The following is a 25,192-nucleotide window of genomic DNA, read 5'->3' as shown; positions in this document are numbered from 1 at the left end:
GCAGGATGCGGGACATGACAACGATCCTGGTGACCGGCGGTACCGGAACCCTCGGCCGGCTCGTCGCGGAACGGCTGGAGGCGGACGGGCACGACGTGCGGGTGCTCAGCCGGCACGCGCAGCCGTACGCCGTGGACCTGCGCGAGGGCGGGCCCGCCCTCGACGCGGCCGTGTCGGGCGTGGACGCGATCGTGCACTGCGCGAGCACACCGCGCGGCGGGGACGAGAAGGCGGCGGCGCAGCTGATCGCGGCGGCGCGCGGGGCCGGCGTGGGACACCTCGTGTACATCTCGATCGTCGGGGTCGACCGGGTGCCGTTCGGCTACTACCGGAGCAAGTTCGCGGTGGAGAAGCTGATCGAGGAGTCGGGCCTCGGCTGGACGATCCTGCGGGCCACGCAGTTCCACGACTTGCTGGCGCGGGTGTTCGAGGTCCTGGCCAAGCCTCCGGTGATGCTGGTGCCGGCCGGGGTACGGGACCAACCGGTCGACGTGGCCGAGGTGGCGGACCGTCTGGTCGAGCTGGCCCTGGCCACTCCCGCGGGCCGGGTCCCGGACCTGGCGGGCCCCCAGGTGCGGGCGTTCGACTCCCTGGCCCGCGCGTACCTGAAGGCGACGGGCCGCAAGCGCCGGGTGGTGAGCGTCCCGCTGGCGGGCAAGGCGTACCGGGCCTTCCGGGCGGGCGGGCATCTGGCACCCGAGCGGGCGGTGGGGACGGGGACCTTCGAGGAGTATCTGGCGGTGCGCTTCGGGCGCTGAGCGGATGCGCCCGCGGGCCGGTGGAGCGATCCGCTGAGCGGATCCGCTAGCGGGCCGGTGGAGCGAACAGCTCCTCCTGGGCCCGGTCGCGCGCCGTCAGCAGGGCGCCCCTGAGCACCGCCGCGCCGCCCAGAGTGCTCGCCCGTACCTCCGTGGGCAGGGGTGACATGCGGACCAGGCGGTCCTGAACCCGGGCCGCCAGCTCCGGCCCGCCCGCCCGGCCGATCTCGCCTCCCAGGACCACGCAGCCGGGGTCCAGGACCGAGGTGACGGCCGCGGCGCCGAGGGCCAGGCGGTCGGTGAGGGTGTCCAGGAATCCGGCGTGCCCGGCCGAGTCCGCGGCCCGCACCGCCGTACGGACCAGCGTCGCCGCATGCGGTTCGCCCGCGGTCTCCGGCGCCGTCACGCCGTGCCGCGCCGCCAGTTCCGCGATCGCGGTCGCCCCCGCCAGCGAGTGGAAGCCGCCGTCGCAGTCCGTCGCGGACGGCAGGCCCGTGGTGCCCGGCACCGGCAGGAAACCGATCTCGCCCGTACCGCCCGAGGCGCCCCGGCGCAGCACGCCGTCCAGGACCACCGCGGCGCCGACTCCCATGCCGAGCCAGAGGAGGACGAAGGTGTCGCGGTCCGCCGCCGCGCCGTCCCGCTGCTCGGCCAGCGCCGCCATGTTGGTCTCGTTCTCGACGCTGATCCGCGCCTCGGGAAGCCGCTCCTGAAGCGCCGCCACCAGCCGCCGGTGCCACTCCGGCAGGCCCGTGGAGCTGCGCAGTTCACCCGTCGCGGGGTCGATCAGACCGGGCGCGCCGATGCCCACCGTGTGCGGCCGGTCCACGCCGGCCTCCTTCACCGCGCGCTCCACCAGGGCCACCGCCTGCTCGACCGCGGGACCCGTGCCCACGCCGCCGTCGATCGGCGCCGACGCCTCCGCCAGCACCCTGCCGACCAGGTCGGACACGGCCACCGCGACGCCCTCGGTGCGCACGTCGAGGGCCGCCAGATGGGCCCGGGCGGCGACGATGCCGTACACCTTGGCGTTGGGGCCGCGCCGCTGCTCCCCCGACTCCCCCACGACCTCGATCAGTCCGGCGGCGGTGAGGCGGTCGACGAGGTCGGCGACGCTCGGCCGGGACAGTCCGGTCAGCTCCTTCAGCCGCCCCGCCGTCAGCGGGCCCTCCCGCTGGAGCAGGCGCAGGGCGAGCCGGTCGTTGATGGCCCGGGCGGTGCTGGGGGATGCGGACATGCCGGGATCCTTCCAGATCGGCGGGGCCGTGCGCTGCGCGGCCATTGAGGGCCCCTATCTATCAGGCAAGCTTCCTGATAGTTTACGGCATCAACAGCCACAGGGAGGGGCCTGAGCATGAGTGACGTGGTCTACGACGGACGCGAGGTGAAGCGGGCGCGCTACGCCGTGGCCGCGGTTTTCACCGTGCACGGAGCCGTGGCCGGGTCGTTCGCGACCCGGGTGCCGTGGATCCAGGACCACGCGTCGGTGAGCGCGGGCCAGCTGGGGTTGGCCCTGGCCTTCCCCGCGCTCGGCGCCTCGGTGGCGATGCCGCTCGCCGGAAGCATCACCCACCGCTTCGGCGCCCGCACCGCCCTGCGCGCGCTGATGGCGCTGTGGACGCTCGCCCTGGTCCTGCCGTCCCTCGCCCCGAACCTGCTCACCCTCTGCCTCGCCCTGTTCGTCTTCGGCGCCACGGCGGGCATGGCCGACGTGGCGATGAACGCGCTCGGCGTCGAGGTGGAGAACCGCCTGGGCCGGTCGATCATGTCCGGGCTGCACGGCATGTGGAGCGCGGGCGCGGTCCTCGGCTCCCTCGGCGGCACCCTCGCCGCCCATCTCGGCACGGACGCCCGTGTCCACCACGCGCTGGCGGCGGCCGTGCTGACGGTTGCCGGAGTGGTCGCGTGCGCCTGGGTGCTCGACCTCCAGCCCGCCCAGGACGAGGAACCGCCGCCCCGGTTCGCGCTGCCGCCGCGCTCGGCGCTGCTCATCGGCGCGGTCGGATTCTGCGCGGTGTTCGCGGAAGGGGCGAGCCTCGACTGGTCGGCCGTCTACCTCCGTGACGAGCTGGGCAGTTCGGCCGGGCTGGCCGCCGCGTGCACCACGGCGTTCACGCTCACCATGGCCATCGCCCGGATCGCGGGCGACAAGGTGGTGGACCGGTACGGCGCCGTGCGCACCGTGCGCTCCGGCGGTGTCCTCGCCACCTTCGGCGGTCTGCTGATCGTCCTTGCGGACCATCCCGCCATAGCGATGACCGGGTTCGCCCTGGTGGGGCTCGGCATCGCGGTGGTCGTGCCGCTGTGCTTCGCGGCGGCGGGCCGCAGCGGCCCCAACCCCAGTCAGGCCATCGCGGGCGTCGCGACCATCACGTACACCTCGGGCCTGGTCGCGCCCAGCGCGATCGGGGGGCTGGCCCAGCTGACCAGCCTGGTGGTGTCGTTCGCCCTGGTGACGCTGTTGTCGACCGGCCTGGCCGGTTTCGCGGGCGTCCTGCGCACCGCCGAGCGCAAGCCCGCCCGGATCAACCGCCCGGACGCGGCCGTGCCCGACCCCCGGCCCTGAGGGCCGACGCGGGCGCCCGGACCTGAGCGCCGGACTGAGCGGATGATCGGCATCCGCTTCCACCCCTGACAATGGTCCGGACACCCGCACGCACGACCGAAAGCGAAACCGCACCATGGATCTTGGCGTCCGCTGGAAACTGCACGGCGACGGACGCACGCCGGCACCCGGAGCGGTGGTCCGGCCCGACGAACGGCTCTCCTGGCCGCGCACCGCCGGACTCGGCGCCCAGCACGTGGTGGCGATGTTCGGGGCGTCCTTCGTGGCCCCGGTGCTGATGGGCCTGGACCCCAACCTGGCGATCATGATGTCGGGCGTCGCGACCATGGTCTTCCTGCTCGCCACGCGCGGGCGGGTCCCCAGCTATCTGGGCTGTTCACTGTCGTTCGTGGGCGTGGCGGCGGTCATCCGCGCCGAGGGCGGCACCAGCGCCACCGTGACCGGCGCGGTCCTGGTCGTCGGGGTGGCGCTCTTCCTCGTCGGGGTCGCCGTCCAGCGCTTCGGGGCGCGGATCATCCACGCCGCGATGCCGCCGGTCGTCACCGGCGCGGTGGTCATGCTGATCGGCTTCAACCTCGCGCCGGTCACCGCGACCACCTACTGGCCGCAGGACCAGTGGACGGCCCTGCTGGTGATGCTGTTCACCGGTCTGGCCGTGGTCTGTCTGCGCGGTTTCTGGTCCCGGATCGCGATCTTCCTCGGCCTGCTCGTCGGCTACGGCGCCTCCTGGGCCTTCGACCGGATCTTCGGGAAGATCCACTCGATGGACGCGAGCGGCAAGGTCACCGACCACTGGCGCCTGGACCTGACCGCTGTCGGCCAGGCGGACTGGATCGGCCTGCCCGCCTTCCACGGCCCGTCCTTCGAGTGGTCGGCGATCCTGGTCGCCCTGCCCGTGGTGATCGCCCTGGTCGCCGAGAACGCCGGACACGTCAAGGCGGTCGGCGAGATGACCGGCGACGACCTCGACGACAAGCTCGGCACCGCGATCTCCGCCGACGGCGTCGGCTCGGTGCTCTCCACCGCGGTCGGCGGCCCGCCCACCACCACGTACTCCGAGAACATCGGCGTCATGGCGGCGACCCGCGTCTACTCCACGGCCGCCTACTGGGCCGCCGCCTGCTTCGCGCTGCTGTTCGGCCTGTGCCCGAAGTTCGGCGCGGTCGTGGCCGCGGTCCCGGGCGGCGTCCTCGGCGGCATCACGGTCATCCTGTACGGCATGATCGGCCTGCTCGGCGCGCAGATCTGGCTCAACGCCGGGGTGGACCTGCGCAATCCGCTGAACCTGGTACCGGCCGCCGCCGGCATCATCATCGGCGTCGGCAACGTCACCATGGAGTTCACCGACACCTTCGAGCTCAACGGCATCGCCCTGGGCACCCTGGTCGTCATCACCGGCTACCACGCCCTGCGCCTCTTCGCCCCGGCCCACCTCAAGACCCGGCAGCCGCTCCTGGACGAGGGCACCTCCTCCTACGACGACGCCAAGTCGTAGGCGTACGAAGGGCTGAACGTGCCCGGCGTCCCCTTGCAGCCGTCGGACTCCCCCGGCAGCTTGACCCACAGGTAGGCGTCGATCCGGGCCTCCCCGGTGCTCAGGGTGGGCGCCCGGCCGATCTTCCGTCCCGCCGGGTCGCACCACTGGCCGTCGGTCGGGGCGCCGTTGCCGTTGCGGCTGGTGTCGATCACGGCGCCGAGCGAGGCGGGGCCGCCGAGGGCGTCGAGGACCTGTCGGTCGTAGGCGCTCTCGTCGGCCGTGGTGTGGAAGTTGGAGACGTTGCTGAAGATGCCGTCGGAGGAGGCGGGCGAGGCGGCTCCGGCCTGCTTCAGCCAGCCCGCCTGCTTGGCGGGGGCGTGCCAGCCGGAGTGGCCGGCGTCGTAATAGACGCGGGCCTTGGGGTTGGCCTCCTTCAGGACGCGTCCCGCGCGGGCCAGCGAGGCGAAGCGGTCGGCCCGTTGGCCGACGGAGAGGCAGTCCGCCAGGGCGACGGAGTCGGGTTCCAGGACGACGATGACATCGCCGGAGCCGAGGCCCGCGGCGAAGCGGTCGATCCAGTCGTCGTAGGCGTCGAGGCCGGGCGCCCCGCCCTGGCTGGCCCCTCCGCAGTCGCGGTCCGGTATCGCGTACGCCACCACGACCGGCACCCGGCCGAGGCCGGCGCCGCCGGAGGTGACCGCGCGGACCCGGGCGGTGATGTTCTCCGGGGTGAAGTCGGCGAACCACACCGCGGCCGGCTGGGCGGCTATCCGGGACTGTATGACGCCGTGCCGCGGATCGCCGGTGTTCTCCCGCACCCAGTCCAGCACTTGGGATTCGGGGTGCCGGTACAGCCGAGTGGAGACGGCGGCCGTGCGCCGCTCGGGCTCGGTCCTGGTGGGCGAGGGTGTGGGGCTCGCCGCCCGCTTCTTCTTCGTCGGCGAGGGGGTGGCGGACGGCGACGCGCTGGGCGACGCGGACACCGGCGGCCGCACGGGCAGCGACTGCAGGCGCGGCGAGTGCGTCACCTCGGGGCGGGCCTCGTCGGAGCCGCCCTCCTCCTCCAGCGCCGAGATCATCCCGGTCGCGGTACCGACGGCGACCACGACCGAGGCCGCCACGACCATGGCGCCCCGCCGGGCGGACCGTCGCCGCCCCGACCTGCGCGCCGCCAGACGTCGGGCACGTTGCCCTGCCACTGCTCACTCCCCCCGTGGCGGGCGCGTTCCCCCGTTCTGGGGAAGCGTCGGGCCCGCCGACCCTCCCGCAACCCTAAAGCTGCGACTCTGCCCCCATGGCGCAATGCGAACAACTCACCACCCCCGTAGACGCGGTCGTCACGCGGATGCGCGCCCTGGACGCGGCCCTGCCCGCCCGGGACGGCGTCGCCGTCTTCAACCGCGTCTACCTGGCGGTGACCGAGGCGGTGGACCGGCGGATCGACGCGGGCCACTTCGCGGATCCGCGGGCCGCGGTCACGCTGGACGTGCGGTTCGCCGAGCGCTACCTCGCGGCGGTCGGCACGGTCGCCGACGAACCCCGCCCGCCCGCCTGCTGGCGGCCCCTGTTCCAGTTCCGCCGCCATCCCGGCGTACGACCGCTGCAGTTCGCGCTGGCGGGCATCAATGCGCACATCGGCCACGATCTTGCGCTCGCCGTCGTGGACGCCTGTCGTACCCTCGGCTGCGAACCGACCGATCTGGAGGACGAGTTCGACCGGGTGGGCGATCTCCTCGTCTCGCTGGAGGAGCGCATCCGCGAGGATCTGATGCCGGGCCCCGACCTGCTCCAGATCGCCGATCCGCTCACGCATCTGCTCGGCTCGTGGAGCCTGGAGCGGGCCCGGGACGCCACCTGGTCGGCGGCCCGGGCGCTGTGGGCGCTGCGCCGGCTCCCCGAGCTGGCCGGGGAGTTCACCGAACGGCTGGACACGGCCGTGGGGTTCGCGGGCCGCATGCTGCTCACCCCCCTGCCGGACTGACCCGGGGCGGTCAGTCCTCCGGCAGGTCAGTCCTCCGGCAGCTCCACCGGGGCGATCTCGTCGTACACGTCGCCCGGCCCGGGGTTGGTGGCGTCGGTCCCGCCGCCGAAGTGGTGCATGACGCCCCACACCGCGTTCAGCGCGGTCTGGATCGCGCCCTCGGCCCAGCCGGCCGTCCAGGAGATGTCGTCACCGGCGAGGAAGATGCCCCGCTTGTCCTCGGGCAGCCGGTCCTGCATGAAGTGCGTGAACAGGCGCCGCTGGTAGCGGTAGTGGCCGGGCAGGTTGGCCTTGAACGCGCCCATGAAGTAGGGCTCGTTCTCCCAGGAGACGGTCACCGGGTTGCCGATGATGTGCTTGCGGATGTCGACCTTCGGGTAGATCTCGCCGAGCGACTTCAGCATGACCTCCATCCGCTCGTTCGCGGACAGCGGCAGCCACTTCAGGCTGTCGTCGCACCATGTGTACGACAGGCAGATGACGGCGGGCTTGTCCGGGCCGTCGTCGAGCAGGTACGTCCCGCGCGTCATCCGGTCGGTGAGGGTCATCGACATGACGTCCCGGCCGGTCTCCTCGTCCTTGTCCAGCCAGAACGGCCGGTCCACGGGCACGAACAGCTTGGAGCTCTCCATGTAGTGGGTGCGCTCGATGGCGGTCCAGTGGTCGATCGGGAAGAGCGAGTCGTCGCAGGCGATCTTGGAGAGCAGCATCCAGGACTGCGCGGTGAAGATCGCGGCCTGGTAGGTGCGGATGTCGCCGTCGGCGTCGGTCACCGTGATCCGGTTGCCCGCGGTGCGGTTCAGCCGGGTCACCGCCGGGCGGGGGGCGCGGTTCTCGTGCAGGCTCGCCAGCGAGGTGCCGTAGGGCCAGTGCACGATCTTCTCCGGCTCGCGCTCCCACAGGCGCAGCGGCAGCTGCTGGGAGCCGCCGACGATGCCGCGGTGGTGGTCGTCGGCCTCGGTGTAGACGACGCGCAGGATCTCCAGGATGGAGTTGGGGAAGTCGGTGTCCCAGCCGCCGGTGCCGAAGCCGACCTGACCGAAGATCTCGCGGTGCCGGAAGGACTTGAAGGCCTCGGAGTCGCAGAGGAAGCCGTAGAAGGTCTGGTTGTCGAGCTTCTCGACGAGCTGCGCCCAGATCTCGCGGATGCGCGGGACGTCCCGCTCGCGCATCGCGCGGTTCATGTCGGAGAAGTCGGCGCCCTCTTCGAGGCACTTGTTCCAGGCCGCGGCGACGTCCCGGTACACCTGGGGCAGGTCGTCGACGCTCTCGGCGTAGTGCGACTCGCCCTTGAGGTCGACCACGGTCGACGGGGTGGACTCGGCGAGCGGGTTGGGGAAGGGCCGGGTCTCGAGGCCCACCAGGTCGATGTAGTGCTGCAGGGCGGTGGAGGACGGCGGGAAGCGCATCGCGCCCATCTCGGCCGTGAGGCCTTCGGTGCCCGGGCCGTCGAAGCCGACGGTGCGCAGCCGGCCACCGATCTGGTCGGCCTCGTAGACGACGGGCTTCAGGCCCATCTTCATCAGCTCGTAGGCGGCCACGATGCCGGACAGACCGCCGCCGATCACCGCGATCTCGGTGCCGTGCTCGGTCGCGGGTATCTGGCCGAGGCCGGCCGGGTGGGCGAGGAAGTCGTCGTACGCGTACGGGAAGTCCGGCCCGAACATGGTGATCGGCGGCTGCTGCTCGTCGGCGTGCTGGACGGCGGTGGGCACCGTGGACGTCATGGGGTACGGACTCCTTGCGAAAGCTGAGAAAGCAGAGAAAGCAGAGGGGGGAGATTCAGACGAGGGACCCATACAGGCCGGGGCGGCGGTCCTGGAGGTACGGGTTGGCCTCGCGGGCGGCGGCGAGGAACGCGGGGTCGGTGTCGGCGAACACCAGCTCCTCACCGCGTCCGGCGCGGGCGCGGGCGACGCCGTCGGGACCGGCCAGGGCGGAGAGGCCGATGAACTCGAACTCCCCTTCCCGGCCGGCCCGGTTGACGTAGGCGACGTACATCTGGTTCTCGAAGGCACGCACCGGGATCATCGACTCGGCGACGAACTGGAACGGGTGCATCTGCGCCGTGGGCACCACCAGCAGGTCGGTGCCGGCCAGGGCGTGGGCGCGCACGTTCTCCGGGAACTCGACGTCATAGCAGATCAGGATGCCGACGCGGAGGCCGTTCAGCTCCGCCTGCACCACCTGCCGCTCCCCCGGCGTGAAGTGGTCGCGCTCGAAGCAGCCGAAGAGGTGGGTCTTGCGGTAGTTGGCCTGCCGGGTGCCGTCGGCGGAGATCAGCTGCGCGGAGTTGTACACGGTCTCGCCGTCCCGCTCGGGGTAGCCGTAGGCGAGGGCGAGACCGTGCCGCGAGGCGATCTCCGCGACGGCGTCCGCGCTGTCCCCGTCGGCGGGCTCGGCGAGCCGCGCGATGCCGTCGCCGATCGCGTACCCGGTCAGGAACATCTCCGGCGTGATGAGCAGCCCGGCACCCGCTGCGGCGGCACGGCCCGCGGCCTCGTCGAGCACCTTGAGGTTCTCGGCGACCGAGCCGGGGCGGCCGGAGCTCTGGAGCAGGGCGGTGCGCATGCGTGATCCTCACCGGGCGGAAGGGGGTTCAAGGGGTCCTCTAGACGGTACGGTCGCCGCGCTCGGCCGGACAAGCAGGAGCCGTTGCGCGCTCGTGAGCGGAACGTTGCGTGCTCCGCGGCCGAGGCGGCGATTCGTTGCGCGGTCAGCGCCGCGCCTTGGCGGCCGCCCCTCTGATCACCGCCCCCACCAGGTACGGCAGCGCGAACAGGGCGAACACCGCGCCGTGGGAGGCGTGGTCGCCGGCCACCGCGTAGGCGCCGTAGACCAGGACCGTCAGCAGTTCCGTGCCCAGGCCCGCGACCGAGGTGAGGGTGGCCCGGCCGCCCTCCTCGATGCGGTGCTGGAGGCGGACGTCGGCGAGGACGGTCGCCAGCTGGAAGCCCGCGAAGGCCACGGCGATCAGGGCGAGGCCGGCCGGGGTGCGGGTGAGCGCGCCGAGCGCCAGGGCGACGGCGGAGGCCGCGATCAGCCAGGTGAAGCCGGTCGTGCCGAGGCGTTCCGCGGGGCCCGCCAGCAGGCTGACGGCGGTGACCGCGGCCCAGATCAGCAGGAGCGCGTAGGGCACGAACCCGTCGGGCACGCCGGTCTCCCGGACCAGCAGCGGCGAGTACTCGTCGAGGGCGCTCCACACGCAGGCCACCGCCGGGACGAGCAGCAGCGCCCCGCGCAGCGAGCGGTCCGTGCGGGCGGTGGCGAGACCGGTGCGCAGGGTCGCCGCCCAGCCCTCGTCGTCGCCCTTCCGGTTCCGGTCCTCCGGGAACCGGGTCGCCGTCAGCGCGGCCAGCAGACACACGGCGACGCTCGCCGCGCCCACGGCCCGGTAGCCGCCGAGCGCGAACACCGGACCGGCCGCCGCCATCGCGGCCATGACGCCCAGCAGCCCCGCCGCCCGGGCCCGGCCCATGACGCGGGCGTAGCGGTCGGCGGCGCCGTGCCGGTCCAGTTCGTCGTAGACCAGGGCCTCCATGGCGCCGGAGCCCAGCGCGCCGCTGATGCCCCACAGGACGAAGCCGGCCGCGAAGGCCCCGTACGAGGGGATGAGCACCCACAGGGCGAAGCCGGCCGCGCTGAGCAGCGGGCCGAGCCACAGCAGCGCCCGGCGGGAGACGGCGTCGGCCCAGGCGCCGGAGGGCACCTCCAGGACGACGCCGGTGATCGACCACAGGGCGAACAGCGAGGAGATCTGCCACAGCGACAGCCCGCTGTCGGCGAAGAGCAGGGCGTACAGCGGGTAGAGCAGGACGAGATCGTCGAGGAACGCGTAACCGTACAGCGTGCGAGTGAGCCGTCGAAGGCTGCCGGTGGTGGCGGGCACGCGCGCGGGTGAGAGTGTCATGAGGCCTTCCCTGAGGGGCGGATCGGACGCGGGGTACGGCGTCCGCGGCGGCCCTCGGGAGGCACGACGGGTTATGGATCAATGTCGCCAGGTCATGGCTCGATACTAGGCCGACTCGGCCCTCTCGTGCAGGTAGAATTCACGAGCACCGGCCTGGCCTGCATCGACGAGCACTCGGTCCTCGTGGTCGCGGCGCGCGACGCGCTCTGGCAAGGGCCCGGCCGATGCCCTGGACGCGTCCTTCGGACGGGGCCCATCGCCGCGTACGCCCGGCTGATCGGCGGCGCGGACGTCATGGCGTCCGGCCCCGGCCGCTGGCGCAGGGCTCTCCGCTGCCGGGCTTTCGGGTAGCGAGGGCGGAGAGCGCCCGCGAGCTCGTCCTGACGGCCGCCACCCCTACTCGGTCTACGCGCTGATCTTCCGCATCGACGAGGCGGCCCCGGGGCGATACCTGCGTCAAGAAGACCGGGTGGGGGCGCCCCGGCTAGGTGGGCGAGCCCGAGGAGAACCGCCTCAGCAGCGGCGAGAGCACCAGGACCGACTTGGTCCGCTCCACGAACGGCTCCCCGGCGATCCGCTCCAGCACCCGCTCGAAGTGGCGCATGTCGGAGGCGAAGACCTGCACGACCGCGTCCGCGTCACCCGTGACGGTGGACGCGGCCACGACTTCCTGATAGCGCTCGAGCCCTCGCCGGATGGTGTCCGGCGAGGTGTTGTGCCGGCAGTAGATCTCGACGAACCCCTCGGTCTCCCAGCCGAGCGCCGACGGGTCCACCCGTACCGTGAATCCGGTGATGGCGCCGGTGGCGCGCAGCCGGTCCACGCGCCGCTTGACGGCGGGCGCGGACAGGCCGACGAGCTGCCCGATGTCCGCGTAGGAGCGGCGGGCGTCCTCGGCGAGGGCGTGCACGATGCGTTCGTCGAGATCGTTCAGCACTGCGGGTGGTTCACTTCACTTCTGACACGGCAAGACGGGAACGGCGGTAGCCGTACAGGAAGTAGAACACGAGACCGGCCGCCATCCAGCACCCGAAGACCACCCAGGTCACGGTGTCGAGGCTGAACATGTTGTACGCGCAGAACGCGAAGCCGAGGACGGGCAGCACCGGACCGAACGGCACCTTGAAGGTCCGCTCCAGCTCCGGACGCCGGTAGCGCAGGACGATCACCGCGATGTTGACCAGCGCGAAGGCGAACAGCGTGCCGATGCTGGTGGCGTCGACGAGCTTGCCGAGCGGGATCATCGCGGCGAGGACACCGCAGAACGCGGAGACGAGGATCGTGTTCAGACGCGGGGTGCCGGTCTTGCGGTCCACCTTGCCGAGCGCCTTGGGCACCAGGCCGTCGCGGGACATCGCGAAGAGGATGCGGGTCTGGCCGTACAGCACCGTGAGGACCACGGACGCGATGGAGATGACCGCGCCGAGCGCGAGCAGGGTGCCCCAGAAGGACTGGCCGCTGACGTCGGTCATGATCGCCGCGAGGGAGGCCTCGGAGCCCTCGAACTTCGTCCAGTTCCAGGCGCCGACGGCGACGGCGGCGACCAGGACGTACAGCGCGGTGACGATGATCAGCGAGAGCATGATCGCGCGCGGCAGGTCCTTCTTGGGGTTCTTGGCCTCCTCACCGGCGGTGGAGGCGGCGTCGAAGCCGATGTAGGAGAAGAACAGGGTGGCACCGGCGGCGCTGACGCCCGCCATGCCGAGCGGCATGAAGTCCTCGTAGTTGCCGGACTTGAAGCCCATGAAGCCGACCGCGCAGAACAGCACCAGCGCGGCGATCTTCACCGCGACCATGATCGTGTTGGCGCGTGCCGACTCCCGGACGCCGCCGAGCAGGAACACCATCGCCAGCACGACGACGAGCAGCGCGGGCAGGTTGATGATGCCGCCCTCGCCCGGCGCCGAGGAGAGCGCGGAGGGGATGGTGACACCGATCGTGCCGTCGAGGAGTTCGTTGAGGTACTCGCCCCAGCCGACCGCGACGGCGGCCACGGAGACGCCGTACTCCAGCACCAGGCACCAGCCGCAGACCCAGGCGACGAGTTCGCCCATCGTTGCGTACGCATACGAGTACGAGGACCCGGCGACCGGGATGCTGCCCGCGAGCTCGGCGTAGGACAGGGCCGAGAACAGCGCCGTGAGACCCGCTATGACGAAGGCGAGGGTGACCGCGGGACCGGCCTCGGGGACGGCGTCGCCGAGGACGACGAAGATGCCGGTGCCGAGGGTGGCACCGATGCTGATCATGGTGAGCTGCCACAGGCCCAGGGAGCGTCTGAGCGACCCTCCCTCGCCCTGGCCACCCTCCTCGACCAGGGCTTCCACGGGCTTGCGTCGCATCAGGCGCGCGCCGAGCCCCGGGGACGCGGGGGCGGTCTTGCCTGGATCGTGCGGGGGTGCGCCTTGGTCGAGCACGCGCTGGCTCCTTCATCGCTGCCGGTCAGGGCGGCAGGGACCAGGCGGCACCCCTTCGAAGCAGGGACCCACCGAGCGGGGTCCCCGCCACGCCACGTACGAGGCGACAGCCTATGAGGTGGGGCGTTGCTGATGAAATGCAGCAACCTTGCGCATACCCGCATGATCATTGCGTGCATCGGGCCTGGGTGGGTGTTCGTTGCACGGCGGCTGTCGACCATTGCGCGAGGGCCTTGGGGAGGGGCTTTGGCGAGGGCTTCCAGGTGGGCATGCAGAACGGCCCCCGCCGTTCCCGGAAGGGGAACGACGGGGGCCGTACGAGAGGCAGGAAGGGTCAGCTCCAGCTGGCGTGCAGCGCCTTGCCCTCGGCGTAGCCGGCGGCGCTCTGGACGCCGATGACGGCCTTCTCGGCGAACTCCTCCAGGGAGCCGGCGCCGGCGTAGGTGCAGGAGGAGCGGACGCCCGCGATGATCGAGTCGATCAGGTCCTCCACGCCCGGCCGGGCCGGGTCGAGGAACATCCGCGAGGTGGAGATGCCCTCCTCGAACAGCGCCTTGCGGGCCCGGTCGTAGGCCGACTCCTCCGACGTACGGTTGCGCACCGCGCGCGCGGAGGCCATGCCGAAGGACTCCTTGTACGCCCGCCCCTGGGCGTCGTGCTGGAGGTCGCCCGGGGACTCGTAGGTGCCCGCGAACCAGGAGCCGACCATCACGTTGGACGCACCGGCCGCGAGGGCCATCGCCACGTCGCGCGGGTGCCGGACACCGCCGTCCGCCCACACGTGCTTGCCGTACTTCTTCGCCTCGGCGGCGCACTCCAGCACCGCGGAGAACTGCGGGCGGCCGACGCCGGTCATCATGCGGGTGGTGCACATGGCACCGGGTCCGACGCCGACCTTGATGATGTCGGCACCGGCCTCGATGAGATCGCGGACGCCCTCGGCGGCGACGATGTTGCCGGCCACGATCGGCACCTGCGGGTCGAGCGCGCGGACCAGCTTGATCGCGCTGATCATCGACTCCTGGTGGCCGTGCGCGGTGTCGATGACGAGCGTGTCCACGCCCGCGTCGAGCAGTTGCTTGGCCTTGCCCGCCACATCGCCGTTGATGCCGACGGCGGCGGCGATGCGCAGCTTGCCGTCCGCGTCCACGGCCGGGGTGTAGAGCGTGGCCCGCAGGGCGCCCTTGCGCGTCAGGATGCCGGCCAGCTTGCCGTCCGCGTCCACGGCGGGGGCGTAGCGGCGGTTGTGGTGGTCGAGGGTGTTGAAGGCCTCGCGCGGGTCGATGCCGGCGTCGAGCAGCAGCAGGTCGCGGGACATGACGACCTCGAGCTGGGTGAAGCGGTCCACGCCGGTGAGGTCGGCGTCGGTGACCACGCCCACCGGCTTGAAGTCGTCGTCGACGACGACACCGGCGTTGTGCGCGCGCTTGGGCAGCAGGGCGAGGGCGTCGGCGACCGTCTGGTGCGGGGACAGCACGATGGGGGTGTCGAGGACCAGGTGACGGCTCTTGACCCAGGTGACGACCTCGGTGACGACGTCGATCGGGATGTCCTGCGGGATGACCACCAGACCACCGCGCCGGGCCATCGTCTCCGCCATGCGGCGGCCGGCGATGGCGGTCATGTTGGCGACGACGAGCGGAATCGTGGTGCCCGTGCCGTCAGGGGCACTGAGGTCCACCGCCTGCCGGGAACCGACCGCGGAGCGGCTCGGCACCATGAAGACGTCGTCGTACGTCAGGTCGTACGGGGGCTGGATGTCATTGAGGAAACGCACGTGCTGCACATCCCAGTCGATCAGAGGTGGCCCCCGGACAGGTCAGCCAGGGGGAAAGAGCACGTACTTCATTCTCCCATGACGACCGGAATGCCATACACGGTCTCTTCGTCCAGGCTGGTCAGAGGCGCTTAGGAGGATCCTCCAAGGGCGAGCGCCGCGGTGACGGCCGAGGCGGACGAGAAGACCTCGCGGGCGGTCTCCCACTCCGCGGGCCGGGCCTCGGCATACGGCTCCCAGTTCCGTACGACGATCACGGCCGGGCCCTCGGGCCACAGGCCGGGATCGGAGAGGACGTCGGCCAGCGCATCCCAGTTGCGGCCGAAGTGTTCCGGCAGCCCCAGGTCCCGCAGGCACCGGTCCATCAGGCCCGCCTTGTCGGTGACCCCGGCGAGGTCCAGTGTGGCCAGGACTTCCGTCATCTCCCCACCGCCCTGAACGAGTCGTGCCGGTCGTCGGGAACGGGGGACGGACCGCGGCGGCATCGCGTCGACGCGGCCACGGCCGCCCCCTGCTGATCTTCCGTCAGATTCCGTCCGGGTCGGACCTGTTGAGCGCGGGCTTGGGCGGGGGCCCGGCCGTCATCAGCACGTCCGCCGCCGAGGTGTCGGTCACCAGGCTGGTGACGAGCCCGGACCGCAGCACGGCGTCGATCGCGGACGCCTTGCGCGCCCCGCCCGCTATGGCGACCACCTCGGGGATACGGCGGAGCTGGTCCGCCTTGACGGTGATGCACCGCTCGCCGAGGTCCCGCCCGACCCGGCGGCCGTCGGCGTCGAAGAGGTGCGCCGACATCTCGGCGGCGACCCCGAGCGAGGCGTAGTGCGCCCGCTCCTGGTCGCTGAGCATGTCGTGCACCGTGGAGATGCCCGGCTCCCAGGAGCCGATGGAGACGCAGGCGACCGTGACCTTGTCGAAGTACTCGAAGGCCCGGGCGATCCCGGTCTGGTTGCGCAGCGCCGCCGCGGTGGCCACGTCCGGCAGCAGCATCGGCGCGTAGATCGGGTGCGCGTCACCGCCCGAGACCTGGGCCGCCCGGCGCACCGCCTCCACCGAGCCGCGCTCGGCGGTCCCGGCGTCGTACACGCCGGTCAGCTGCACCACCGTGCACGGCGGCAGCCGGTCGAGCGCGGCCGCCATGTGGATGGTGGAGCGGCCCCAGGCCAGGCCCAGGACATCACCTTCGTTCACCAGTTCGCCGAGCAGATCGGCGGCCACTTCTCCCAGGTTCTCCGGGTCGGGAGAGTCCTGGGCCTCCGCCGGCGACTCGACCACGACGGCGTGCCTGAGGCCGTAGCGGGCCCGCAGCGCGTCCGAGCGCTCGGCGTCCAGCTCGGCGGGGACGCGGATCTCGATACGCACGAGATCCCTCTCGAGGGCGGTCTCCAGGACCCGGGCCACTTTGAAGCGGCTGACGCCGAACTCCTCGGCGATCTGGATCTTGGATTTTCCCTCGAGGTAGAAGCGGCGGGCCATGGCCGCCGCCTGCACCAGCTCAGCGGGTCCCATCCGCATGGCTGACCGGCCCGCCGACATACCCGACACGGCGATCTCCTCACTACTGTTCACACTCTGGATTCGCCGTTCATCCTTGCAGATCCGGCGCACCGGATCCGCCCTGATGGGCGCCGTTCACGTTCCCTTGGCTCAGTGGTCGCATGCCCAGGCCGCGGTCTTGGTCACTCCTTCCGCCTGGGCCCGCAGCGCGCGGACCGCCTCGGCGGGATCCGCCGCCCCGTACACCGCGGAACCGGCCACGAAGACGTCCGCGCCCGCCTCCGCGCACCGCTCGATCGTCGTGGCCGAGACCCCGCCGTCCACCTGAAGCCACAGCTCGAGCCCGTGCTTGCTGATCAACTCGCGGGTGCGGCGAATCTTCGGGAGCATGATGTCGAGAAACGCCTGACCCCCGAAACCGGGTTCGACCGTCATGATCAGCAGCATGTCGAGCTCGGGGAGCAGGTCCTCGTACGGCTCGATGGGCGTCGCGGGCTTGAGCGCCATGGAGGCTCGCGCACCCTTGGCCCGGATCTCCCGGGCCAGCCGCACCGGAGCGGCGGCCGCCTCGACATGGAAGGTGACCGAACCGGCCCCCGCTTCTACGTACTGGGGCGCCCACCGATCGGGGGCCTCGATCATCAGATGGCAGTCCAGCGGAGTGTCCGTCGCACGGGCCAGCGACTCTACGACCGGCACACCGAGCGTGAGGTTCGGGACGAAATGGTTGTCCATGACGTCGACGTGGAGCCAGTCGGCTCCTTCGACCGCCTTCGCCTCGTCCGCAAGGCGGGCGAAATCGGCGGACAGGATGCTGGGGTTGATCTGCACGGCCATGACCCAACTCTGCCACGCCCCGCGGGGGATCGTCGTGGCGCCCCTTACCGGGGGCTCCGGTGCGTGGGATCCTTGCGGCCCCGGGGGTGGCGATGACTGAAAAGCGTGGGATTGCGCATCTCGTCTGCGGGCGGCGGGCCAAGTGGGTCGTCCTGGTGCTGTGGCTCATCGTGCTGTTCCTTACGGCGCCGTTCGCCCAGAAGCTCACCGACGCCCAGGACAATGACGCCGCCTCCTGGCTGCCCGGCTCCGCCGAGTCCACCCAAGTCCTGCAGATGTCCGAGGACTTCAGGCCGGAGCAGATCCCCGCCATCGTCATCTACGCCCGGGACGGCGGACTCACGGCCGGCGACCGAGACGCGATCGAGGCGGACGTGCGGGAGCTGAAGCAGCTCACCGCGCACGGGATCCGCGGCGACGAGACCCGGGGGCCCACCTACGACCGGGAGACCGATCCGCGGGCGGCCCAGGTGTACGTGCCGATCACGATGGACGAGAAGGGCTGGGAGCAGATCTCGCCCGCGGTCGACGACATCCGGGCCGTCACCGGTGAGGGCGGCGGCGGCCTCGCCGTGCACATCACGGGTCCGGGCGGCACCTCCGCCGACTTCTCCGAGGCCTTCGAGGGCATCGACTCCACGCTGCTGCTGTCGGCCATGGCGGTCGTCATCGTGATGCTGCTGATCACCTACCGCAGCCCGACGCTGCTGGTGGTCCCGCTGCTCTCCGTGATCGCCGCCCTGCTCACCGCGCAGGCCCTCATCTACTTCCTCGCGGAGCACGCCGGCCTGACCGTGAACGGCCAGAGCGCGGGCATCCTGACCGTGCTGGTCTTCGGCGCGGGGACGGACTACGCCCTGCTGCTCGTCGCCCGGTACCGGGAGGAGTTGCGCTCCCACGAGGACCGGCACGAGGCGATGGCGCTGGCCCTGCACCGCGCGGGCCCGGCGGTGATCGCCTCCGGCGCCACCGTCGTGCTGAGCATGCTGGTGCTGCTGGCCGCCGAGATGAACTCCACCAGAGGCCTCGGACCGGTCGCGGCGATCGGGGTCGCGGTCGCGCTGCTGGCCATGATGACGCTGTTCCCGGCCCTGCTGGTGATCTGCGGCCGGTGGATCTTCTGGCCGGCGATCCCGCACCTCGGCGCCCCCAACCCGCACGAGCGGGGCCTGTGGGCCCGCATGGGCCGCCGTATCTCCGTGCGGCCGCGCATGGTGTGGGCGGTCACGGCGGCGGTCCTCGCCCTGTGCTCCCTCGGCCTGATCCAGCTGCGCGCCGAGGGCATCAGCAACGCGGACGCCTTCACCGGCACCCCGGACTCCATCACCGGCCAGCAGGTCTCGGAACGCTACTTCCCCGCTGGCAGCGGCGATCCCCTCGTCATCATCAGCAACCAGGACCGGGCCGAGGAGGTCGGCCGGGCGGTGGCGGACACCCCGGGCGTGGTCCCGGAGTCCCTGGGCCTGCCACCGGGCACCGAACCGTCCTTCGAGGGCAAGGTGCTGTTCGAGGCGACCATGTCCGACCCGGCCGACAGCGAGGCCGCCAAGCAGACGGTGGAGCGGGTCCGGAACGCGGTGCACGCGGTGCCGGACGCCGACGCCCAGGTAGGCGGCGGTACGGCGGCCCTGCTGGACATGGACAAGGCGACCACGCACGACAACCTGCTGATCATTCCGCTGGTGCTGATCGTGGTGCTGCTGATCCTGTGCGTCCTGCTGCGCGCCCTGATCGCCCCGCTGCTGCTGATCGGCACGGTGATCCTGTCCTTCGCGGCGGCCCTGGGCATCAGCGCGCTCGCCTTCCGGCACCTCTTCGACTACGCGGGCGAGTCCACCGACTTCCCGCTGTTCGTCTTCGTCTTCCTGGTCGCCCTGGGCATCGACTACAACATCTTCCTGACCACCCGGATCCGCGAGGAGTCGGCCCGCCAGGGCACCCGGGCGGGCGTGGTGACCGGCCTCGCCGCGACCGGCGCGGTCATCACCTCGGCCGGCCTGGTCCTGGCCGGGACCTTCGCCGCCCTCGGCACGCTCCCGATGGTCGCCTTCGCGGAGATCGGCTTCGCGGTGGCGCTCGGCGTCATCCTGGACACCTTCGTCGTGCGCTCGATCCTTGTCCCGGCGCTGTTCATGGACGTCGGCCCGAAGGTGTGGTGGCCGCACCGGCTGGCGAAGGAGGACGGCGGCGTCGGTCCCGCCGAGGCGGCGGAACCGATGGCTCGGCCGGCCGGACCTTGAGCCGCCCGGCCGGTCAGGCGGTGCGGCGGATCAGCGCCAGATACATCGCGTCCGTGCCGTGCACGTGCGGCCACAGCTGGACGTCGGGCCCGTCGCCCAGGTCCGGCACGCCGGGCAGCAGCGGGCGGGCGTCGATCAGCTCCGCGCCCGGGTGCTGCTTGAGCATGTCGTCGACGACGGCACGGGTCTCGGCGAGATGCGGGGAGCAGGTGGCGTAGCCGACGACCCCGCCGACCCGCACGGAGTCGAGGGCGGTGCCCAGCAGGCCCCGCTGCAGTGGGGCGAACCCGTCGAGGTCCTCGGGCCTGCGCCGCCACCGCGCCTCCGGCCGCCGCCGCAGGGCGCCGAGACCGGTGCACGGTACGTCCATCAGCACGCGGTCGAAGGAGCCGGGCCGCCACGGCGGCCGGGTCCCGTCGGCGGCGATCACCTGGTACGGCCCGGGGTTGCCGGCGAGCGCCTTGGCCACAAGGCCGGCCCGGTGCGGCTGCTTCTCGGAGGCGAGCAGCACGGCCCCGCGCTCGGCGGCGAGCGCACCGAGCAGCGCCGCCTTGCCGCCCGGCCCGGCGCATCCGTCGAGCCACTTGGTGTCGGGCCCGTCCAGGGGCGCGTTGGCGAGCGCGAGGGCGACGAGCTGGCTCCCCTCGTCCTGCACCCCGGCCCGCCCTTCGCGTACGGCCTCGATGGCGCCGGGTTCACCGCCCTCGGCCAGCCTCACCGCGTACGGCGACCAGCGCCCCGCCACCGCGGCCTCCTCGCCGAGCAGCTCCTCGGTGGTGGCCCGCCCCGGCCGGGCGACCAGGGTCACCTCGGGCCGCTCGTTGTCGGCCTCCAGCAGTCGCTCGATCCCGGCGCGTCCCCCGCCGAGCGCGTCCCACAGCGCGGAGACGACCCAGCGCGGGTGCGAGTGCACGACGGCGAGATGGTCCTCGGGGTCGTCGTCGTAGGGCGGCGCGACCCGCTCGATCCACTCGTCGAGATCGTGCTGGGAGACCTTGCGCAGCACGGCGTTCACGAACTTGGCCCGCCCGTCGCCGAGAACGACCCGGGCGAGCTCGACGGAGGCGGACACGGCGGCGTGCGTCGGGATCCGGGTGCCGAGGAGCTGGTGCGCGCCGAGGCTGAGCACATCGAGCACCGGCGGGTCGACCTCCCTCAGCGGCCGGTCGACGCAGGCGGCGATGACGGCGTCGTACGTCCCCTGCCGGCGCAGCGTCCCGTACACCAGCTCGGTCGCGAGGGCCGCGTCCCGCCCGTCGAAGTCCCCTTGCTCCCGTGCCTTGCGCAGCAGCGGCGGCAGGACGAGGTTGGCGTACGCGTCCCGCTCGTCCACGGCCCGCAGGGCCTCGAAGGCGAGGAAGCGGACGGGGTCCTTCTTGGGCCGCCGGTAGGGCTTGCCGGGTCTACCGGGCCGACGGGTGGTGTCGCTCACGAAAAAGGTGCTCCGCGTTGCTGGATGACATGTGCTGGACGTGCGTGTCCAGCGTACGTCGCACCGGGCGCCCGGTGCGCGGCCCGGTCAGGCCCCGAGCAGCTCGCCGTCGGCGATCCGCACCCCGCGCGCCCAGTCGGCCGCCCGCATCGGCTTCTTGCCCTGGGCCTGCACCCACAGCAGCTCGACGGCGTACGAACCGGTGCCGACGTGCACGCTGTTCTTGCCCACCGCGAGCGCGCCCGGGGCGAGATCGGTCCGGTCCGGCACCGGCTGGACCTGGATGAGCTTGAGCCGCTCCCCGCGGAAGACGGTCCAGGCACCGGGCGCCGGGGTGCAGCCGCGCACGACCCGGTCGACGCGCAGGGCGGGGGCGCTCCAGTCGATGCGGGCGTCCTCCACATTGACCTTCGGCGCCAGGCTGATGCCCTCGCCCGGCTGCGGTACGGCCTTCAGCGAGCCGTCCTCGATCCCGTCCATGGTCGCGGCGAGCAGCCCGGCGCCCGCGAAGGCGAGCCGGGTGAGCAGGTCGCCGCTGGTGTCGGTGGGCCGGACCGTCTCGGTGACGGTGCCGTAGACGGGCCCGGAGTCGAGGCCCTCCTCGATGAGGAAGGTGGAGGCGCCGGTGATCTCGTCCCCCGCCATGATGGAGTGCTGCACGGGCGCGGCCCCGCGCCAGGCCGGCAGCAGGGAGAAGTGCAGGTTGACCCAGCCATGGGCCGGGATGTCGAGGGCGACGCGCGGCAGGAGCGCGCCGTAGGCGACCACCGGGCAGCAGTCCGGCGCGATCTCCCGCAGCCGCTCCAGGAACTCCGGGTCGCGCGGCTTGACGGGCTTCAGCACCTCGATCCCGGCCTCCTCGGCCCGCTCGGCCACCGGAGAGGCGAGGAGCCTGCGTCCCCGCCCGGCGGGGGCGTCGGGCCGGGTGACGACAGCGGCCACCTCATGCCGCCCGGAGGCGAGAAGAGCGTCCAGGGCGGGAACGGCGACCTCGGGGGTACCGGCGAAGACGAGCTTCATGGGTGGGTGCGGGCCTCTCGGTCGGGATGGGTCGGGCAGCACACCAGTCTATTGGGGGACGGCCGCCCTCCGGCGGCCGACGGCCCCGCACCCCCCGGCGCACGCATATGCCGGTACGCCCCCTCTGCGTGACCAGCGGAGCGCCTACGCGTTGGTCAAGAAAGAGTTGACCCCTATGGGCCGCACATCGCGCGGCCCACTCCTTTTCAACGCCGGTTCGAGAGGCTTGTTCATGGCCGACCACGCAACCCACGACGCCCAGGCTCGGGCCAGCCTGCACTTGCTGGTGCGGGACATCGAGCGGGTCCGCCGGCAGGTGGACGCACTGCGCACGCTCACCGCCCAGTTGGGCAACGTCTACCGCCCGCGCCGCTCCGGCCCGTCCACGGGCTTCGTCGTCTACGGACGTGCCCCCGCCCCGACGGTACGTCTCGCCCAGGAGCTGCGGGACAGCGTCGAGACCCTGGTGACGGCGGCCGTGGACTTCGACCGCTCACTCGGCTTCTCGTGGGACGCGGTGGGCTCCGCCCTCGGCGTGACCAAGCAGGCGGTCCACCGCCGCTACGGCTCCCGCCGCGCCGTGACCCAGGCGGCGGCCGAGGCGGAGCGCACGACGGAGGCGGCGAGCACCCGCACGGTGAGCGTCAACACGGGCATCCCGTCGGTCCCCACGGTCCCCGCGGCGCGGTCGATGCCGACCCAGCCGACGGCCACGACTCCCGCCCTCCGAGAAGACCCCCGCCCCCCAGCCTTCCCGTCCCCCCGCAACGGCTGACGCCCCCGCCCACCACGCCCCCGCCCTCCGACACCGGGAGGCCGGGGGCGCGATCGTCTCCGGCCGACATCAGCCACCGCGGGCGGGCATCGCCTCACATCCGACGCCGCTGGGGCGGGTACGGGTGGGCGCTGGGGCCCTTCCGGTGGGCCGCCCTGCAAGTGCGGGCGAGCCAACCCACCGCGCACCGGCCCCCAGCCACCCAGCCCGGCCCCACCAATCCACGGCAAGCGAACTCACCGCACCCCGCCCCCGGCCCCGCCGCCCCGTCACCCGATGTCCGGCGGATCGATCCGCACCCGGACCGCCGCCTCCCCACCGGCGCCGCCCCGAGCCATCCGAGCGGCCTGCGCAGCCTTCAGCGCAGCGGCCAGCGCCGCCCCGCTGCCCGGTGGCACCCGGATCAACGCCCGCTCCCACTGCTCCCCCGGCGGCGGCCCGCCCACCCGTCGAGGCCGACCGGGCGCGGTGACCGGCACCGGTACCGGCCCCAGCACCTCCGCCTCCCTCGGCAGTTCCACGGCCGCCAGGAACTCCCCCACGGACTGGGCCGTCCCCGACACCGCCGCCATCCGGGAGACCGGCGGAAACCCCAGCTCGGCCCGCTCCGCCAGCTCCCGCACCGCATGCCCCACGGGATCCCACCGCACCAGCGCCTGCACAGGCCGCAAGGTCGGCTCCGCCACCACCACGACGGTCCCCCCGTCCCCCTGCGGCCGCACCAGCGCCGCGGCCCCGATCCACCGCCGCAACGCATCCTCCCCCGCGCGCAGATCGGGCCGCCCCAACATGGCCCACCCGTCCAGCAGCAGAGCCGCCGCGTAACCGCCCTCGGCCACCGGCTCAGCCCCCGGCGTACTCACCACCAGCGCCGGCACCCCCGGCACCGTGTCCAGCACCTGCTCCCGCCCGGACGTCCGCACCGGCACAGCCGGAAACGCCCGCCCCAGCTCCTCAGCGGTCCGCCGTGCCCCCACGACCTGAGCCCGCAGCCGGAACCCCCCGCACTCCGCGCAGTGCCAGGCGCCCTCCTCCCGCCCGCACCACGCGCACCGCAACGCCCCCGCGTCCTGCGCCTCCAGCGGACCCGAACAGTGCCGGCACCGAGCGGGCGCCCGGCAGTTGGCACACGCCAGCCGCGGCACGTACCCCCGCCGGGGCACCTGCACCAGCACCGGCCCCTGCCGCACCGCTTCCTTGACCACCTGCCAGGCCAGCGTCGGCAACCGCGCGGCGCGAGCGGCCTCGTCCCGGGCGAGGTCCCCGTCGCCCACCGTCCGCACCAGCGGCGCAGCCCCCCGCACCTGCTCGCGCCCGGCGACCAGCGGCCGGGCCCACCCGCTCTCCACCAGCTGGGCGGCCTCGACCGTGCAGCTCCAAGCCCCCAGCAGGAAGGCGCACTTGTCCTGCGCGGCCCGCAGCAGCAACACATCACGCGCATGCGGCTGAGGAGCATGCGGCTCGCTGTGGCTGTCGTCCCCGTCGTCCCAGATGACCACCAGCCCGAGCTCCCGCACCGGCGCGAACATGGCCGCCCGCGTCCCCACGACGGCCCGCACGGACCCCCGGCGCACGGCGAGCCACTCCCGGTACCGCTTCTCGGGACCGGCGTCGGCGGTGAGCACGGCGTGCCGCCCCTCCCCCAGCAGCGCCGTCAACGCGGCATCCACCCGCGCGACGGCCCGCCCGTCGGGCACCACGACCAGCGCCCCCCGCCCGGAGGCCAGCGTCGCCGCGACCGCCCGGGCGATCTCCTCGCTCCACTCGGGCCCGGGCAGGGCGTTCCACACGGCCCGGGGCACCCCACCCGAGGCCAGCGCCCGGACGAACGCCCCGCCGTGCTCGTACCGCTCCCACGACCCCACGTCGGGCGGCGCCGGTGCCGGCAACGGCCCGGGCGAGGGCCGCTGCTCGGCCCGGGCGCTGCGCGGCGGGACAGCGAGCTGCAGCACATCGGCCAGGCTCCCCGCGTACCGGTCAGCGACAGCTCGGGTCAGCCCCAGCAGTTCCTCGTCCAGCACCGGCTCCGGCGACACCACCTGGGCCAGCGCGGCGAGCGGCCCCGAGTAGTCCGACTCGGCCAGCCGCTCGATCAGGAACCCGTCGATCAGCCCCCCGCCCTCACGGCGCCCGTCCCGCACCCGGTGCCGCCCGGCCCCGAACCGCACTCGCACCCGCACCCCGGGCTGCGCGTCGGCGTCCAACTCCTCGGGCACCGCGTAGTCGAAGTACCGGTCGAGGTGCAGGACCCCCTTGTCCACCAGCACCCGCGCGACCGGCAGCTCCGGAGCAAGCGCCGCCCCCCGCCAGGTCCGCGGCTTGGCCCGCGGCCCCTTGGCCTTGCGCACACTCTCCCGAATGAACGCGAGCTGCTCGGGCGGCGCCCCCTCGGCCCCACCCCCGACCTGCCCGTCTTCGCTGCTCACCCTTGCATTCTTACCAAACGCCACTGACAGCGGCGGCACCCGGACATGCGCGAGGCCCGGCACCCCCGAAGGGATGCCG

Annotated in this window: 20 protein-coding genes; 6 read left to right on the top strand and 14 right to left on the bottom strand. The window is 72.8% G+C overall.

What is annotated here, in order from left to right:
- Nucleotides 1–14: 14 nt before the first annotated feature.
- Nucleotides 15–758: an SDR family oxidoreductase gene (locus M8H82_RS22850; RefSeq protein WP_250076762.1), complete on the top strand. Its 744-nt coding sequence runs from the start codon at nucleotides 15–17 to the stop codon at nucleotides 756–758.
- A gap of 46 nt (nucleotides 759–804) precedes the next feature.
- On the opposite strand, the gene M8H82_RS22845 is transcribed toward M8H82_RS22850, so the two are convergent.
- Nucleotides 805–1,995 (bottom strand): ROK family transcriptional regulator, encoded by a 1,191-nt coding sequence (locus M8H82_RS22845; RefSeq protein ID WP_250076760.1) that lies wholly within the window; start codon nucleotides 1,993–1,995, stop codon nucleotides 805–807.
- A gap of 117 nt (nucleotides 1,996–2,112) precedes the next feature.
- Here M8H82_RS22845 and M8H82_RS22840 point away from each other — a divergent pair, with 117 nt between their 5' ends.
- Together M8H82_RS22840 and M8H82_RS22835 are read left to right on the top strand one after the other, a co-directional pair.
- On the top strand, nucleotides 2,113–3,324 hold the full coding sequence (locus tag M8H82_RS22840; protein ID WP_250076758.1) for an MFS transporter: 1,212 nt from the start codon (nucleotides 2,113–2,115) through the stop codon (nucleotides 3,322–3,324).
- A gap of 115 nt (nucleotides 3,325–3,439) precedes the next feature.
- Nucleotides 3,440–4,819 (top strand): uracil-xanthine permease family protein, encoded by a 1,380-nt coding sequence (locus tag M8H82_RS22835; RefSeq protein WP_250076755.1) that lies wholly within the window; start codon nucleotides 3,440–3,442, stop codon nucleotides 4,817–4,819.
- Here the strand turns inward: M8H82_RS22835 and M8H82_RS22830 are convergent.
- A complete protein-coding gene (locus tag M8H82_RS22830) occupies nucleotides 4,798–5,928 on the bottom strand; it encodes a glycoside hydrolase family 6 protein (RefSeq protein ID WP_250076847.1) in 1,131 nt (376 codons plus the stop codon). The two genes, M8H82_RS22835 and M8H82_RS22830, sit on opposite strands and share 22 nt — an antisense overlap.
- 167 nt (nucleotides 5,929–6,095) lie before the next feature.
- On the opposite strand from M8H82_RS22830, the gene M8H82_RS22825 reads away from it, so the two are divergent.
- Nucleotides 6,096–6,782: a DUF5995 family protein gene (locus M8H82_RS22825; protein ID WP_250076751.1), complete on the top strand. Its 687-nt coding sequence runs from the start codon at nucleotides 6,096–6,098 to the stop codon at nucleotides 6,780–6,782.
- A 26-nt stretch (nucleotides 6,783–6,808) separates the two neighbouring features.
- Here M8H82_RS22825 and M8H82_RS22820 read toward each other — a convergent pair whose 3' ends face one another.
- The 9 genes from M8H82_RS22820 to rpe all read right to left on the bottom strand — a co-directional run bounded on the left by M8H82_RS22820 (nucleotide 6,809) and on the right by rpe (nucleotide 17,220).
- Nucleotides 6,809–8,509, bottom strand: a complete 1,701-nt coding sequence (locus M8H82_RS22820) for an NAD(P)/FAD-dependent oxidoreductase (RefSeq protein ID WP_250076749.1) — start codon at nucleotides 8,507–8,509, stop codon at nucleotides 6,809–6,811.
- Between the two features lie 55 nt (nucleotides 8,510–8,564).
- On the bottom strand, nucleotides 8,565–9,353 hold the full coding sequence (locus tag M8H82_RS22815) for a carbon-nitrogen hydrolase family protein (protein WP_250076748.1): 789 nt from the start codon (nucleotides 9,351–9,353) through the stop codon (nucleotides 8,565–8,567).
- 145 nt (nucleotides 9,354–9,498) lie between these two features.
- A complete protein-coding gene (locus M8H82_RS22810; RefSeq protein ID WP_250076746.1) occupies nucleotides 9,499–10,692 on the bottom strand; it encodes an MFS transporter in 1,194 nt (397 codons plus the stop codon).
- A gap of 484 nt (nucleotides 10,693–11,176) precedes the next feature.
- Complete coding sequence (locus M8H82_RS22805; RefSeq protein WP_048581051.1) at nucleotides 11,177–11,629, bottom strand: Lrp/AsnC family transcriptional regulator; 453 nt, start codon at nucleotides 11,627–11,629, stop codon at nucleotides 11,177–11,179.
- Between the two features lie 10 nt (nucleotides 11,630–11,639).
- Nucleotides 11,640–13,109 (bottom strand): amino acid permease, encoded by a 1,470-nt coding sequence (locus tag M8H82_RS22800; protein WP_250076744.1) that lies wholly within the window; start codon nucleotides 13,107–13,109, stop codon nucleotides 11,640–11,642.
- Nucleotides 13,110–13,443: 334 nt separating this feature from the next.
- Nucleotides 13,444–14,886 (bottom strand): GuaB1 family IMP dehydrogenase-related protein, encoded by a 1,443-nt coding sequence (locus M8H82_RS22795; RefSeq protein ID WP_250076740.1) that lies wholly within the window; start codon nucleotides 14,884–14,886, stop codon nucleotides 13,444–13,446.
- 131 nt (nucleotides 14,887–15,017) lie between these two features.
- Nucleotides 15,018–15,308: a barstar family protein gene (locus M8H82_RS22790; RefSeq protein ID WP_250076739.1), complete on the bottom strand. Its 291-nt coding sequence runs from the start codon at nucleotides 15,306–15,308 to the stop codon at nucleotides 15,018–15,020.
- Between the two features lie 103 nt (nucleotides 15,309–15,411).
- Entirely contained in the window at nucleotides 15,412–16,455 is a 1,044-nt protein-coding gene (locus M8H82_RS22785) for a sugar-binding domain-containing protein (protein WP_250076738.1), read from the bottom strand.
- Nucleotides 16,456–16,533: 78 nt separating this feature from the next.
- Complete coding sequence (gene rpe / locus M8H82_RS22780) at nucleotides 16,534–17,220, bottom strand: ribulose-phosphate 3-epimerase (protein WP_250076737.1); 687 nt, start codon at nucleotides 17,218–17,220, stop codon at nucleotides 16,534–16,536.
- Between the two features lie 92 nt (nucleotides 17,221–17,312).
- On the opposite strand from rpe, the gene M8H82_RS22775 reads away from it, so the two are divergent.
- Nucleotides 17,313–19,460: an MMPL family transporter gene (locus M8H82_RS22775; protein ID WP_250076736.1), complete on the top strand. Its 2,148-nt coding sequence runs from the start codon at nucleotides 17,313–17,315 to the stop codon at nucleotides 19,458–19,460.
- Between the two features lie 13 nt (nucleotides 19,461–19,473).
- On the opposite strand, the gene M8H82_RS22770 is transcribed toward M8H82_RS22775, so the two are convergent.
- Together M8H82_RS22770 and fmt are read right to left on the bottom strand one after the other, a co-directional pair.
- The gene (locus tag M8H82_RS22770) at nucleotides 19,474–20,892 is read right to left on the bottom strand and encodes a transcription antitermination factor NusB (RefSeq protein ID WP_250076735.1); all 1,419 of its coding nucleotides are present in this window, start codon (nucleotides 20,890–20,892) and stop codon (nucleotides 19,474–19,476) included.
- A gap of 87 nt (nucleotides 20,893–20,979) precedes the next feature.
- A complete protein-coding gene (fmt, locus tag M8H82_RS22765) occupies nucleotides 20,980–21,912 on the bottom strand; it encodes a methionyl-tRNA formyltransferase (protein WP_250076734.1) in 933 nt (310 codons plus the stop codon).
- A gap of 232 nt (nucleotides 21,913–22,144) precedes the next feature.
- Between fmt and M8H82_RS22760 the strand changes: the two genes are divergently transcribed.
- Nucleotides 22,145–22,687 (top strand): hypothetical protein, encoded by a 543-nt coding sequence (locus M8H82_RS22760; RefSeq protein WP_250076733.1) that lies wholly within the window; start codon nucleotides 22,145–22,147, stop codon nucleotides 22,685–22,687.
- Between the two features lie 269 nt (nucleotides 22,688–22,956).
- Here the strand turns inward: M8H82_RS22760 and M8H82_RS22755 are convergent, their stop codons facing one another.
- Entirely contained in the window at nucleotides 22,957–25,113 is a 2,157-nt protein-coding gene (locus tag M8H82_RS22755; protein WP_250076732.1) for a primosomal protein N', read from the bottom strand.
- Nucleotides 25,114–25,192 lie beyond the last annotated feature (79 nt).

This window comes from Streptomyces sp. YS415, assembly GCF_023544665.1.
GTDB lineage: Bacteria > Actinomycetota > Actinomycetes > Streptomycetales > Streptomycetaceae > Streptomyces.
Note: the sequence above shows the minus strand (reverse complement) of the source record. Positions and strands in the feature narration are given on the sequence as shown.